This is a genomic window from Brevundimonas faecalis (assembly GCF_040549405.1).
Classification (GTDB): Bacteria; Pseudomonadota; Alphaproteobacteria; order Caulobacterales; family Caulobacteraceae; genus Brevundimonas; species Brevundimonas faecalis.
This window is the reverse complement of record NZ_JBEPTF010000001.1, coordinates 458,978-471,644: the sequence shown is the minus strand read 5'-3', so window position 1 is coordinate 471,644 and position 12,667 is coordinate 458,978. Positions and strand designations below refer to the sequence as shown.

The 12,667-nt window shown below is 69.6% G+C and carries 12 protein-coding genes; 3 read left to right on the top strand and 9 right to left on the bottom strand.

Features of this window, described 5'->3' with window-relative positions; all coding sequences use genetic code 11:
- Positions 1–87: 87 nt before the first annotated feature.
- A complete protein-coding gene (locus ABIE19_RS02225) occupies positions 88–1,014 on the top strand; it encodes a DUF1838 family protein (protein WP_354087484.1) in 927 nt (308 codons plus the stop codon).
- Positions 1,015–1,081: 67 nt separating this feature from the next.
- Here ABIE19_RS02225 and ABIE19_RS02220 read toward each other — a convergent pair whose 3' ends face one another.
- Positions 1,082–1,522, bottom strand: coding sequence for a hypothetical protein (locus ABIE19_RS02220; RefSeq protein ID WP_354087483.1), 441 nt, complete (start codon positions 1,520–1,522; stop codon positions 1,082–1,084).
- Positions 1,523–1,623: 101 nt separating this feature from the next.
- On the opposite strand from ABIE19_RS02220, the gene ABIE19_RS02215 reads away from it, so the two are divergent.
- Positions 1,624–2,418: an enoyl-CoA hydratase-related protein gene (locus ABIE19_RS02215; protein ID WP_354087482.1), complete on the top strand. Its 795-nt coding sequence runs from the start codon at positions 1,624–1,626 to the stop codon at positions 2,416–2,418.
- Between the two features lie 6 nt (positions 2,419–2,424).
- Here ABIE19_RS02215 and ABIE19_RS02210 read toward each other — a convergent pair whose 3' ends face one another.
- The 4 genes from ABIE19_RS02210 to ABIE19_RS02195 are packed head-to-tail and all read right to left on the bottom strand — an operon-like array spanning position 2,425 to position 7,892.
- Positions 2,425–3,765: an amidase gene (locus tag ABIE19_RS02210; protein WP_354087481.1), complete on the bottom strand. Its 1,341-nt coding sequence runs from the start codon at positions 3,763–3,765 to the stop codon at positions 2,425–2,427.
- A 13-nt stretch (positions 3,766–3,778) separates the two neighbouring features.
- Positions 3,779–5,173: a phenylacetate--CoA ligase family protein gene (locus ABIE19_RS02205; RefSeq protein ID WP_354087480.1), complete on the bottom strand. Its 1,395-nt coding sequence runs from the start codon at positions 5,171–5,173 to the stop codon at positions 3,779–3,781.
- Positions 5,170–6,564, bottom strand: a complete 1,395-nt coding sequence (locus tag ABIE19_RS02200) for an MmgE/PrpD family protein (protein ID WP_354087479.1) — start codon at positions 6,562–6,564, stop codon at positions 5,170–5,172. Before ABIE19_RS02200 ends, ABIE19_RS02205 begins: the two co-directional genes overlap by 4 nt.
- Positions 6,561–7,892, bottom strand: a complete 1,332-nt coding sequence (locus tag ABIE19_RS02195) for an MmgE/PrpD family protein (protein ID WP_354087478.1) — start codon at positions 7,890–7,892, stop codon at positions 6,561–6,563. Before ABIE19_RS02195 ends, ABIE19_RS02200 begins: the two co-directional genes overlap by 4 nt.
- A gap of 70 nt (positions 7,893–7,962) precedes the next feature.
- Between ABIE19_RS02195 and ABIE19_RS02190 the strand changes: the two genes are divergently transcribed.
- The gene (locus ABIE19_RS02190; protein ID WP_354087477.1) at positions 7,963–8,679 is read left to right on the top strand and encodes a GntR family transcriptional regulator; all 717 of its coding nucleotides are present in this window, start codon (positions 7,963–7,965) and stop codon (positions 8,677–8,679) included.
- Positions 8,680–8,690: 11 nt separating this feature from the next.
- On the opposite strand, the gene ABIE19_RS02185 is transcribed toward ABIE19_RS02190, so the two are convergent.
- The 4 genes from ABIE19_RS02185 to ABIE19_RS02170 are packed head-to-tail and all read right to left on the bottom strand — an operon-like array spanning position 8,691 to position 12,659.
- Positions 8,691–9,800 (bottom strand): CaiB/BaiF CoA transferase family protein, encoded by a 1,110-nt coding sequence (locus ABIE19_RS02185; RefSeq protein ID WP_354087475.1) that lies wholly within the window; start codon positions 9,798–9,800, stop codon positions 8,691–8,693.
- Positions 9,800–10,951, bottom strand: coding sequence for a CaiB/BaiF CoA transferase family protein (locus ABIE19_RS02180; RefSeq protein ID WP_354087474.1), 1,152 nt, complete (start codon positions 10,949–10,951; stop codon positions 9,800–9,802). Before ABIE19_RS02180 ends, ABIE19_RS02185 begins: the two co-directional genes overlap by 1 nt.
- Complete coding sequence (locus tag ABIE19_RS02175) at positions 10,951–12,138, bottom strand: acyl-CoA dehydrogenase family protein (protein WP_354087473.1); 1,188 nt, start codon at positions 12,136–12,138, stop codon at positions 10,951–10,953. The genes ABIE19_RS02180 and ABIE19_RS02175 overlap by 1 nt, the downstream gene beginning before the upstream one ends.
- Complete coding sequence (locus ABIE19_RS02170; protein WP_354087472.1) at positions 12,138–12,659, bottom strand: MaoC family dehydratase; 522 nt, start codon at positions 12,657–12,659, stop codon at positions 12,138–12,140. Before ABIE19_RS02170 ends, ABIE19_RS02175 begins: the two co-directional genes overlap by 1 nt.
- Between the last annotated feature and the right edge of the window lie 8 nt (positions 12,660–12,667).

Below are 12,667 nucleotides of genomic sequence, written 5' to 3'. Positions count from 1 at the left end.
CCGGAGCCTGACGGCTTCGGGGCTTCTTCTCCTCGCCCTGATCCGGCGAAGATCCCGGTGAACTTCTCTGTCGTTCGGAGTCGAACCTTGAAATCCTATCTGAAGACGACCGCGGCGGCCCTGATCGCCGCTTTTTCATGTCTGGCGACGGCGCAGTCGGCCTCGGCGGCCGACCTGGACCTGACCCAGCCGCGCGACGCCCTGGCGGCCATGCGCAAGATCAACTGCTCGACCATCGACGGAAAGCCTCTGGTCTATCACTGGAGCGGCAATGTCTGGTCGCGCGTCGAGGGCGAGCCCGACCGCCTGCTGTTCAAGGTCGAGGGCATGAACATCCGCCAGTGCGGCACGGTTCAGGACCCGGTGCGGGGCCAGGGCTTCCGCCTGGTGTCGCGCGAACTCATGCTCTACCTCGACCCCGTCACGGGGCAGAGGATCGACAGCTGGAAGAACCCCTGGACCGGCGCCGAGGTGTCGGTGGCCCACGTCGCCAATGATCCGGTCAACCAGCGCCCGATGTTCGAGCGCGACGCCCAGGGCAGGCCCTTCGTCGCCCCCTTCCGCATCCAGGGCGACCGGGTCTTCATGCCGGCGGAAATCCCGCTCTTCTATCCCAACCCCATGGCGGGCGATTACCAGGACTACGTCGGCAACCACTATCACGCGATGGAGATCTTCGACTTCGCCGCCGACCGCCGCACCCTGGTCAGCAGCCGCACGGACACGGCGAACGCCGTCCTGTCCTGGGTCCGCATCGCGCCCTGGATGCCCTTCATGAAGATGGGCAGCCGCTCCGGCCTGATGGTGTTCAACGCCATGTCCCAACCGGTCGAAGGGATCGAGGCCCTGCCCCAGGTGCTGCGCGACGCCATCGCGACGGACTATCCGGCCTATGCCGCGCCGCCGCCTCTGGACGACGCCCGGCCGAACGCCACCAGTTGGACCGTGGCCCGCGCCGGCATCGACGCCGAACGCCGCGCCAACCCGCAACCGACCCGGCAAAGCGGTCACTGAGGCCCAAAGGAAAAGCCCTCGAAGAGCGATCTTCGAGGGCTTCTCTTTTCAACCGTCAGGCCGGAGGTCAGGCGACGCGCGTTTCCTTGATGCAGGTGCGCTTGAACAGTTCGTCGTTCTCGAACCAGTGCCAGGTGCGGGCCCGTTGATTGCCGTCGGCCGAGAGCTGGATCATCTCGTAGAGATACGCGTTCGGCAGGTCCTTGCGTTCCCAGCGCAGCATGATGGTCTGGGCGTCGGCCTCCCAGCAATTGCCGATGATCCGCTCATTGTCCCACCAGATCTTTCCGTCGCGATAGGTCGAGGGGAAGTGGATTTCCTCGGTCCGGCCGTCGTCCCAGGTGTAGGTGTTGATCTGGTAGTATTCGGTCTCGCTGGGGAACTGGCACTGGAGGCGCGACCTGTGGCGGTCGATGACGTTGTTGTCCGTATCGACGTGGATGTAGACGCCTTCCCAGACGCCTTCGTGGCGGGCCAGAAGGGGCATTTCTTTGCGGAGGTCGGCCATGGATTTTCCCTCGGAAATCTCGATGTCGCTGTCGAACGCCCAGCGAATGATATAAAGGTATACTCAATATGTTTTTTGACACAAGCCTTGAAGGCCGCCCCATGTCCCAGACTTTCGCCGACGACGCCCTGGTCCTGACCGGCGACGGAGACGTCGCCGTCCTGACCCTGAACCGTCCGGACAAGCGCAACGCCCTGACCCAGGCCATGTGGCGCGCCCTGCCCCAGGCCGTGGCGGCGGTCGAGGCCGATGCGGCGGTCAAGGTCCTGGTCGTCACCGGGGCGGGCGGCGCCTTCGCCGCCGGGGCGGACATCGCCGAGTTCGAGACGGTCTACGCCACCCGCGACAGCGCCGCCGCCTACGCCGCCGAGATCGCCGAGGCGATGGAGGCCCTGGCCAATCTGTCGAAGCCGACCATCGCCGCCATCCCCGGCCCCTGCGTCGGCGGCGGCCTGGGCCTGGCCCTGTGCTGCGACATCCGCATGGCCTCGGACAGGGCCAAGCTGGGCATCACCCCGGGCAAGCTGGGCCTGATGTACAGCCTGGGCGACACCCGCCGCCTGGTCGAGGCGGTCGGCCCCTCGGCGGCCAAGGACATCCTCTACACCGGCCGCATCCTGAGCGCGGCGGAGGCCCTGGACCTGGGCCTGATCGACGCCGCCTGTCCGCCGGAAGAGCTGGAAGCCGCCGTCGCGGCCAAGGCCGAGGCCATCGCCACGGCCTCTCAGTGGTCGGCGCGGCGCACCAAGGCCGTGATCCGCCGCATCCTGGACGGCCAGACCCAGGACGACGACGCGACCCGCGCCTGGTTCCTGGATTCGCTGGAGGGCGAGGACTTCCGCGAGGGTCGCGACGCCTTCCTGCAGAAGCGGACGCCGGTCTTCCCCTTCCGCTGAAGCGTCTCAGCCCGCGAAGTCGGGCGGGGTGAAGACGGGCCGCGCCAGGGTCTGGGCCAGGTCGAGGGCGTCGGCCTCGGTCCAGGCCATGACCTGGACCGACAGGGGCAGCCCCCCGTCCATCCCGCCCGTCAGCCCCGAGGGGAAGGCGGCCGCCGGCATCCCCGCGACATTGGCCATGGCGGTGAAATCGGCCTGATTGACCGGGACCGGATCGTCGAAGACGAAGGCGAACTGGGGCGTCGTGGGCGACAGCAGACCCGCATAACCGGACAGGCGCGCGCGCAGCCGGGCCGCCGTCGTCTCCAGCTCGCGATAGGCCTTGGCCAGGCGCGGCGCAGGCTGGCGCGCGCCCCAGGCCAGGCCGTCGGCGAAGGCCCTGGAGAAGCCTTCAGGGCGTTCGGCCAGGCGCGCCTCATGCACCACATGGCCCTCGACCTCGGAGATCAGCAGTCCCAGCCGCCGCACGGCGCCGAAGTCGTAGTCGTCCAGCCGCAGGGTCTCGACCGCCAGCCCCAGGTCGCGCGCGGCCTGAAGACGATCTTCGAAGGCCCAGACCACGCGGGGATCGACCCGGACCTGTCCCGAGAAGTCCAGCGCCGCCCAGGGCCGGCCCTCTGCGGACAGCGCGGCCGCGCCCTCGGCCATGGCCTCGAACACCAGGCGGCAGTCCTCGGCCGAGCGGGCGTGGGGGCCGACGTTATCGAGGGTCCAGGACAGGGGGATGACGCCCTCGGTCGAGACGCGGCCCCGGCCCGGCTTCAACCCGAAGATTCCGCAATAGCCCGAGGGGATGCGGACGCTGCCCATGGTGTCCGTGCCCAGGGCCGCCGCGCACAGACCCGCCGCCGCCGCCGCGCCCGACCCGCCGGACGAGCCGCCGGGCGTGAAGCCGCTCCAGTGCGGATTCTGGCAGCGGCCGAAGGCGGGATTGTCGGTCGTGGCCCCCAGCGCCCCCTCGTGCATGTTCAGCACGCCCAGGATCACCGCCCCCGCCGCCTTCAGCCGCGCCACGCAGACGGCGTCGTGGTCCGCCACCTGATCGCGATAGGCGTCGATCCCCGCGTGCAGGGGCAGGCCGACGGAGGCGATATTGGCCTTGATCCCGATGGGAACCCCGTCGATCGGCGACAGGGGCCGCCCCGCCGCCCAGCGCGCGCCGCTGGCCAGGGCCGCCGCCCGCGCGCCCTCGGCGTCCACGGCCAGGAAGGCGTTGAGGCGCGGGTTCAGCCGCTCGATCCGGCTCAGATAGACCTCGACCGCCTCCGACGGCGTGACGGCGCGCTCTCGGAACAGCGCCGCCAGGCCGGCGACGCCCGCCTCGACCACCGGATTGGAAAAGGCCACGGCGGGCGCTCCCTTACTTCTTGAACCGTTCGTCGATCAGGCGGATCGGCTTCTGGCGCACGTCGATCTGGGTCAGGGCGGCGGTGGCGCCGCGCTCGACCAGTTCGATCACCGGTTCGATGCCGATCTTGCGCTTCAGGATATCCCCGAAAGCCTGGGCCGTCGCGGGCGACAGATCGGTGGCCTCGGCCACGACGATGAAGCTGTCGCGGTCCTGGGCGTCGCGGGTCGCGCGGCAGATGAACTCCTTGGCGAAGGCCGGGTGCTCATCCAGCATCGGGCCGACGCCCTGCGGGAAGATGTTGATGCCGCGGATCTTCACCATATTGTCCGACCGGCCCATGAAGCCCTCGACCCGGCGGTATTCGACGCCGATGGAGGATTGGCCCGGCTTCCACTGGGTCACGTCGTGGGTGTTGAAGCGGATGATCGGATAGAGGTCGTCCTTGAACAGGCAGGTGCAGACCATGTCGCCGACGCCGCCGTCCTCGATCACCTTGCCGGTGTCGATGTCGCAGACCTCCAGATACTGGGCGTCCTCCTGGACATAGAGGCCGTCGCGATCCGGCCCCTCGGCGGCGATCAGGCCGGTGTCGCCGACGCCGTACCAGTCGAAGCATTGGGCGCCGCCCCAGGCCTCGCCGATGGCGGCCTTGTCCTCACGGCCCATGTGGCCCGAGATCATCCGCACCGGAATGTCGTGTCCCGGCTCCAGCCCCATTTCGCGGGCGACGGTCGCCAGCTTCTTGATGTAGTCGGCGAAGCCCACGATCACGGTGGCGCCGAAGTTCTTCATGATCTCGACCTGCTGCACCGAGCGGGTCTCCACCCCCGTCCCGGCCGACAGGAAGACCGCGCTGGTCCAGTGGGTCACGGCCTCGCGCACATAGTGGCCGCCGTTGATCATGCCGTGGCCGTAGACCGAGTGGACGATGTCGTCGGGGCGCAGGCCCTGGAAGCGATAGAGGCGGGCCAGAAGGATGTTCTGCACCTCGCGGCTCTTGGGGCCGAACAGCAGGACCTGGGGCTTGCCCGTCGTGCCCGAGGTGGTGTGCAGGATGACCGGCGGCCGCTGCTCATAAGCCTCGAAGCCGGCGAAGTCGCCGAAAGGCGAGGCGCGGTCCAGGCTGGCCATGATGTCCGACTTGTCGAAGATCGGCAGGCGCGGCAGGTCCTCCAGCGAGCGGATGTCGCCCGGCTCGATCCCCTTGTCGCCCCACAGGCGGCGATAGAAGTCGGTCTTCCACGCCCGGTCGACGCAGCGCATGAACAGCCGGTTCTGATGCGCCGTCAGCTCGTCGCGGCTGACCGTGGTGGCGTAGCGGGTGAAGGCGTCGCCGATAGGGTGGTCGGCGGTCAGGCCCTGGGGCGTCATGTCCTGCCAGTAGTGGCGGTGCAGGTCGGTCATGCGTCGTCTCTCCCCGCGGCCAGGCGGAAAGCCCTGGCGGCGTCGTCTAACAGGTCGAATTGGTCGATCAGCGCCGCGAGCGGCGCGTGAATGTCGGGCAGGCCGCCGAAGGCCAGGCAGGCGGCGGCCTTGGCCAGGTGCTGTTCGCGGCTCAGGGGCCAGTCGGGGGCGCCGAACTGGGCCTGGAGCGTCAACCTGACCTCACGCCCGTCGGTGAAGCGCGCCACGGCCTCGGCCGGGGCGAAGGCGGCGGGGTCGGGATTGTCGTTCACGACCACCTCGATCCGGCCGGCCAGGTCCAGCACCGCCGGATCGGCCAGGGAGGCCCCCGAGAAATCGTCCAGCCCCACGGGCCGCCCCCGCGTCAGGGTCACGGCCGACAGCCAGGCGGCGCACAGGCGGGCGTAGGCCACGCTCATCCCCTCGACCGCCGGACGGCCGACCAGATAGTGGATGATGGGCGGGGCGCTGTAGGTCAGGCGCTCCAGCGTCGCGGGCGTCAGGCCGTGGTCGCGCATCAGCATCTCGGTCGCGACGATGCAGCCCTGGGCCGCGCGGCCGGTGGGATAGGGCTTCCAGCTGACCTCGGCGATGCGGAAGCGGCGGCCCAGGTCGGCCAGGGCCGCATCGAGGTCGAACGCCCCCTCGAACAGGGGCAGATAGCCGAACCTGCCGTCGATGGACTGCGACGGCCCCGGCAAGCCCGCCCGCGCCAGGTCCAGGGCCGAGACGGCGTTGCGCGCCGCCTGTCCCATCTGCACCGGCAGGGTCGCCTTGCCCTCCACATGGGCCTGCATCGAGCCCGAGGCGAAGGACAGGGCATAGCCGAAGGCGTCCAGCGCGACCTGCCGATCCGGCTTGGTCAGACTGATCAGGGCGGCGACGCAGCCGAAGATTCCCGCCGTCGCCGGGCGGAAGAAACGCAGAGGGTTCGAGGCCGCGACGCCCAGGGAGGCCGACACGTCCACCCCCGCGACCAGGGCCGTCAGCACCGCCTCGCCGGAATAGGGACCGGACCGCTCGACCTCGGCGAACAGGGCCGAGACGATGGTGGCCAGGGGATGGACCACGGCCGGTTCGTGGACGCAGTCGAACTCCTGGCTGTGAATCTGGAAGGCGTTGACGAAGGCGGCCTGGGGCGCGGGCAGGCACGCGTCGGACCGACCCAGGACGGAGCAGACGCCGCCCTCGCCCCAGAGGCGCGCGGCGCTCAGAACCGCATCGGCGAAGGGGGCGTTGCGGCCGGCGACGCCGACGCACAGGCTGTCGTGCAGAAAGGTCCGCGCCGCCGCCTGGGCCGCCGGATCGACGTCGGACCAGCGCAGGGACAGGGCGTGGTCGACCAGACGTTCGCTCGGATTGGCACTGGGATTGGCGCCGGGGTTGGTCATCGCGTCTCCTCCACATCGACCGGCGCGGCGGCCCAGACATCGGCCAGGCTCGCGCCCTCGCCCAGCGACAAGGCCGCCGCGATCAGGGCCTCCGCCGCGGGGGCGGTCAGGCCGCCCCAGGCGAACAGGGCGCGCGCCTTGGCGATCAGGGCGGCGTCGTCCAGCGGCTTCTCCGGATCGCCCAGGGCGTCGGGCGCCTCGGCGCGCAAGGTCGTTCCATCGGCCAGAACGGCTTCGGCGACGGCGCCGAAGCGCGCCGGATAGCGGGCGTCGCATCCGGCGTCGCGGGACAGCTCGACCCGGTCGCGCAGGGCAGCGACGGCCGAGTCGGCGATGGCCTCGGACGTAAAGCGCGGCAGATCGGCGTCGCCGTGCAGCCAAGCGACGGCGGCCGCGTATTGCAACGAGAACTTGGCCTCGCCCGGCGTGCGGGGCGAGGGCCGGTCGCAAAAGGTCAGGGCGTCGCCGTAGGTTCCGATGCGCAGGCTCTGCAAGGCCCGCCCGGCCGCTTGTTCCCGCAGGTCCAGAACGGCGTCGACGGCGGCATGGGCGTGGCGGCAGGCGGCGTGGGGCTTGAAGCTGACCTCGTGGATCGCCCAGGCGTCGCCGCCGTCCAGCACGGCCTCGGGCGCGCCGTCCGGACACAGGCCGTGGAAGAAGCCGTGCGGCCCCTCGAAGATCGCCAGCGGCCCGGCGTAGCCGTCGCGCGCCAGCAGGGCCGAGGCCAGGCCGTTGGCGGCGGCCCGGCCGTCGTGCAGGGCCTTGGTGAAGACCGGCTCATGCCGCACCTGCCAGAGGCCGAAGGCCTGCTGTCCCGCATTGCCCAGGGCCCAGGCCGTCCGCAGCGGATCGAGGCCCAGCACCGAGGCCGCCCCCGCCGCCGCGCCGAAGCCGCCGCAACTGGCCGTGACGTGAAAGCGGCTCGCATGCCCCGGCCCCACGGCGCGGCCGATGCGGATCATGGCCTCATAGCCGCGCACCACGGCGTCCAGCACCGCCGCGCCGTCATCCACGCCCGCCGCGTCCGCCGCCGCCAGCACGGCGGGGAAGACCACAGGCCCCGGATGCAGCAGGCCGCGCTTGTCCACGTCGTCCATTTCCAGAAGGGCGCCCGCCGGGCCGTTGGCCAGGGCCGCCGCCTGGGGTCCGAGACGGCCGCCCCGGATGACGCGGCACGGCCCCTCGCCTTCCAGCGCGGCCAGGCGACGCGGCTCGACCGCGCCCGGCTCGACCGCGCCCGCGACGGCGCAGGCCAGCCAATCCAGCAGATGCCGTCGCGCCCGCGCGCGGTCCGCCGCCGAGACGGGACGGGCCAAACCTTCGGCCAAGGCTATTGAAAGGCTTTCCCTTTGTCCGGACCTGATGGCAGAAGACGGACGCACGTCACGAGGGTCAGACATGAGCCAACCCCGCTATCGCCAGCTCGCCGACGCCCTGAGGGCCGATATCGCCTCGGGGCGCTATCCGGTCGGCGGCCAGTTGCCGCCCGAGTTCGAGCTGTGCGAAATCTACGACGTGTCGCGCCACACGGCGCGCGACGCCCTGCGCCTGTTGTTCGAGGCGGGCCTGGTCGAGCGGCGGCGCGGCGTGGGCACCACCGTCCTGCGCACCGGCGCGGCCCCGGCCTTCGTCCAGCCCCTGGGCGGGGTGACGGAGCTGATGCAATACGCGCGCGACGCCCAGTTGGAGATCCGCAGCGCCGGCCTGCGTCGACTGGAGCCGTCCGAACAGGAAAGGCTGGGCCTGGTCTCGGACGAGGCCTGGCTGGTGGTTTCCGGCCTGCGCCGCAAGGACGGCAAGCCCCTGGCCCTGTCGCAGATCTACATCGCCCCGGCCTACGCCGACCTGGCGCCGCGCCTGCGCGCCTGGGACGGCGCGATCCAGGAACTGATCGCCCGCGACTTCGGCGTGGTGGTCCAGCGCATCGAGCAGGAGATCGCGGCCCTGTCCCTGGGGGTCGAGCCCGCGCGCCTGCTGAAGGCCGAACGCGGCGGCGCGGCGCTCCAGACCCTGCGCCGCTACTACGACCGGGACGACCGGCTGATGCTGGCCTCGGACACGACCCATCCGGCGTCGCGCTTCGTCTACGCCATGAGCTATCGCCGCGATTCCTGAGGCCAAGCGGCTCATCGCCAATGAACCGCGTCGGGCGCCGCCGGTTCGCCCGGCAGACGCGGGTCGAGGCGCGCGGGTTCCTCGCGGAAACGCAGCGGCGTGCCGACCACCTCGTTCCCCTCCGCGTCCAGGGCGATCATGCCGCGCTGGGCCGTCGCCGGATCATCGAAGGCCTCCTTCAGGGTGCGGACCGGGGCGAAGCAGACGTCGCGCCCCTTGAACCAGTCCTCCCACTCCGCCCGCGTCCGCGTGGCGAAGGTCTGGCGCAGGAAGGCGCGCAGGGGTTCCTGATCCGGGCCCGGCGGCAGGGCCGCGACCGCGACCAGGTCGGGCCGGTCCAGCGCCTTCAGCAGGTTCTTGGCGAACTTCAGCTCCGACCCGCCCAGCACGACCCACTGGCCGTCAGCGCATTCATAGAGGTTGTAAAAGGCCGCCCCGCCCCATGACCGCTCGTCCTTGGGTTCGTGCGCCTGTCCCGTCGCGAAGATGCGACCGGTGACATTGGGCGTCCAGGCCAGGGTGCTGTCGTACATGGAGACGTCGAGATAGTCCCCCTGCCCCGTCGTCATCCGCCGCAGCAGGGCCATCAGCACCCCCGACAGGGCCGCCAGGGAGGAGAAGGCGTCCGCCACCGGCATGTGCGGCATGGCCGGCTTGCCGTCCTGGCCCTCGTTCAGGGAGACGACACCGGCCAGGGCCTGGACCGCCACGTCGTGGGCCGGCAGGTCGCGATAGGCGCCGTCCTGGCCGAAGGCGCTGATGGCGCAATAGACCACGCCGGGATTATAGGCGCGCACGGCGTCGTAGCCGACGCCCAGCCGGTCGGCCACGCCAGGACGGAAGGCCTCGACGATCACGTCGGCCTCGGCCGCCAGGGCGTGGAAGGCGGCCAGACCCTCTGGCGTCTTCAGGTTCAGGCCCAGGCTGCGCTTGCCGCGATGGGTGTTGCGGAACCAGACCGAGGCGCCGTTCTTGACGTAGCCGACATGGCGCGTCGGCTCGCCCTCGCCCGGCGGCTCGATCTTGATCACGTCGGCGCCATGGTCCGCCATCATCAGCGTCAGCATCGGTCCCGGCAGGAACAGGGACAGGTCCAGAACCTTGACGCCTTCCAGCTTCATCAGGCCGCGCCTTCGTCCAGCAGTTCAGCGTTGTGCTCGCCCATGCGCGGGGCGCGCAGGCCCGGCGCCCGCTTGCCGTCGATCTTGATCGGACAGGCCAGCAGGTGCAGCCCGCCCGCCCGTTCCGGGTGATCCACCACGTCGCGCATGCCGACCTCGGCGACGTAAGGGTTGTCCAGCGCCTCCTTCAGGCCGCGCACCGGGGCGAAGGGAACCTGGCCGCCCAGCAGGACCAGCCATTCGTCCGTGGTCTTCGTCTGCATAACCGCATCCAGGGCCTCGGTCAGAGCCTCGATGTTGGCTCGGCGCGTCGGGATGTCGGCGAAGCGAGGGTCGGCCTTCAGGTCCGGGCGTTCGGCGACGGCGCAGAAGGCGTCCCAGAACTTGGGCGTCTGGCACATCAGCATGGCCCAGCCGTCGGCGGTGCGGACCAGTTGCGACGGGGCGATGGAAGGGTGGGCCGCGCGCGGCATCCGCTCGATCTCATAGCCTTCGTTCATGGCCCAGGTCGCCGGATAGGAGGTCTGGTGCAGGGCCACGTCGAACAGGGAGACGTCCACGTCGCAGCCCACGCCTGTCCGCCGCGCGCCCAGGATGGCCGAGACGACGCCGAGCGCGAAGACCGAACCGGTCATGAAATCGACCATGGACAGGCCGAAGCGGATCGGCGGGCCGTCAGGCTCTCCGGTCAGGCTCATGAACCCCGCCTCGGCCTGCATCAGATAGTCGTAGCCGGGCCAGGTCTTGCGCGAATTATCCCGGCCATAGGCCGAGAGGTGGCCGCAGACGATGGAGGGCTTGATCGCCTTCAGGTCGTCATGGGCGATCTTCAGCTTGGCCGGCTGATCGCCGCGCAGGTTGTTGACCACGGCGTCGGCCGTCGCGACCAGGCGGTCGAAGGCGGCGCGGCCCTCGGGCGTCTTCAGCTCGATCGTCACCGACTTCTTGCCGCGCGAGAAGGTCTGGAAGAAATGGCTGTCGTTCTCGCCCAGAAAGAAGGGGCCGGTGGCGCGGCTGACGTCGCCGCCCATCGACACCGCCTCGATCTTGATGACCTCGGCGCCCAGTTCGCTGAGCAGTTGGGTGCCGTAGGGACCGGCGCCGTATTGTTCGACGGCGACGACGCGCACGCCTTCCAGGGGACGGTTCATCAGATCTTGTTCCTGGCGATCAACTGCTTGGCGATGATGATGCGCTGGATCTCGTTGGAGCCTTCGCCGATGCACATCAGGGGGGCGTCGCGATACAGGCGCTCGACCACGAACTCCTTGGAATAGCCGTAGGCGCCGTGGATGCGCATGGCCTCGGTGGCGACTTCCAGCGCGGTTTCGGAAGCGAAGAACTTGGCCATGCCCGCCTCCATGTCCACGCGCTCGCCCCGGTCGTAGAGGCGGGCCGCGTCCTCGACCAGAAGCTCGGACGCGCGGACCTTGGTCGCCATCTCGCCCAGCTTGGTCTGGATGGCCTGGTGCTCGCAGATGGGCTTGCCCATCGTCTTGCGCTCCTGGGAATAGCGCACCGCCTCCTTCAGGGCGCGACGGGCGACGCCGACGCCGCGCGCGGCGACGTTGATGCGGCCGATCTCCAGCCCGCCGGTGGCCATGAAGAAGCCCTGCCCCTCCTCGCCGCCGATCAGGCCCATCTCGGCGTCGCACTCATAGCCGTCGAAGGCGATCTCGCCGGTGTCGACGCCCTTGTAGCCCAGCTTGGGCAGCTTGCGGCCCGCCTGCACGCCCGGCAGGGGCGCGCGGGTCTCGGGGTCGATCTTAGGCGTGATCAACATGCTCATCCCCTTGTAGCGGGGATTGGCGTCCGGATCGGTCTTCACCAGCAGGGCCAGGCAGTGGCCGTTGACGACATTGGTGATCCAGGTCTTCGAACCGTTGACGACGTAGTTGTCGCCGACACGTTGGGCCGTGGTGCGGATGCCCTGGAGGTCGGTGCCCGCGTCGGGTTCGGTCAGGCCCAGGCAGCCGCGCAGTTCGCCGGCCGCGAACTTCGGCAGCCAGTAGTCCTTCTGTTTCTGGGTGCCGAACTTCTGGACGACGATGCACATCATCAGGTGGGAGTTGAACACGCCCGTCAGGCTCATCCACTCCTCGCTGATCCGCGCGACGATGCGCGAATAGGTCGTCGCCGACAGGCCGAGGCCCCCGTACTCCGGATCGACCAGGGCGCCGAACAGGCCCAGGTCGATCATGTCCTGGACCAGTTCGGCCGGGTATTCGTCGTCATGCTCCAACTGCATGGCGACCGGGGCGACCTTCTGCTCCAGCCACTTGTCGATGGCGTCCAGGATGGCGCGCTCGTCGGCCTCGGTGATGTGGGATTCGCTCATCAGTAGTGGCCCACCTTGTCCTCGACGGCGTTGCCGCGCGCGGGGATCAGCAGGTTGCGCTTGAAGGTGCAGACGACCTCGCCGCGCTGGTTCTTGCCGATCGTATTGATGGTGACGATGCCCTGGCCGGGACGCGACCTGCTCTCGCGCTTCTCCAGCACCTCGCTCTCGCCGTAGATGGTGTCGCCGGCGAAGACGGGGGCGGTGAACTTGACCTCGTCCATGCCCAGGTTGGCGATGGCCTTCTGGCTGGTGTCGGTCACGCTCATGCCGATCAGCAGGGCCAGGGTGTAGGGGCTGACCACCAGGTTCTTCTTGAACTCCGAGGCCGCCGCGAACTCCGCGTCGAAATGCATCGGATGGGTGTTCAGCGTCAGCAGGGTGAAGAGGTGATTGTCGTATTCCGTCACCGTCTTGCCGGGGCGGTGCTCATAGACGTCACCGACGACGAAGTCCTCGAAATAGCGGCCGAAGGTCTCGCGATAGCGTTGCGGACCGACCTGTTTGACGTTCTGGACCATGGTTCGTC

What these genes read in the sequence shown, in the direction of transcription:
- ABIE19_RS02220 (WP_354087483.1), bottom strand. Translation starts at nt 1,522, where the DNA reads ATGGCCGACCTCCGCAAAGAAATGCCCCTTCTGGCCCGCCACGAAGGC.
- ABIE19_RS02215 (WP_354087482.1), top strand. Translation starts at nt 1,624, where the DNA reads ATGTCCCAGACTTTCGCCGACGACGCCCTGGTCCTGACCGGCGACGGA.
- ABIE19_RS02205 (WP_354087480.1), bottom strand. Translation starts at nt 5,173, where the DNA reads ATGACCGACCTGCACCGCCACTACTGGCAGGACATGACGCCCCAGGGC.
- ABIE19_RS02200 (WP_354087479.1), bottom strand. Translation starts at nt 6,564, where the DNA reads ATGACCAACCCCGGCGCCAATCCCAGTGCCAATCCGAGCGAACGTCTG.
- ABIE19_RS02190 (WP_354087477.1), top strand. Translation starts at nt 7,963, where the DNA reads ATGAGCCAACCCCGCTATCGCCAGCTCGCCGACGCCCTGAGGGCCGAT.
- ABIE19_RS02185 (WP_354087475.1), bottom strand. Translation starts at nt 9,800, where the DNA reads ATGAAGCTGGAAGGCGTCAAGGTTCTGGACCTGTCCCTGTTCCTGCCG.
- ABIE19_RS02180 (WP_354087474.1), bottom strand. Translation starts at nt 10,951, where the DNA reads ATGAACCGTCCCCTGGAAGGCGTGCGCGTCGTCGCCGTCGAACAATAC.
- ABIE19_RS02175 (WP_354087473.1), bottom strand. Translation starts at nt 12,138, where the DNA reads ATGAGCGAATCCCACATCACCGAGGCCGACGAGCGCGCCATCCTGGAC.
- ABIE19_RS02170 (WP_354087472.1), bottom strand. Translation starts at nt 12,659, where the DNA reads ATGGTCCAGAACGTCAAACAGGTCGGTCCGCAACGCTATCGCGAGACC.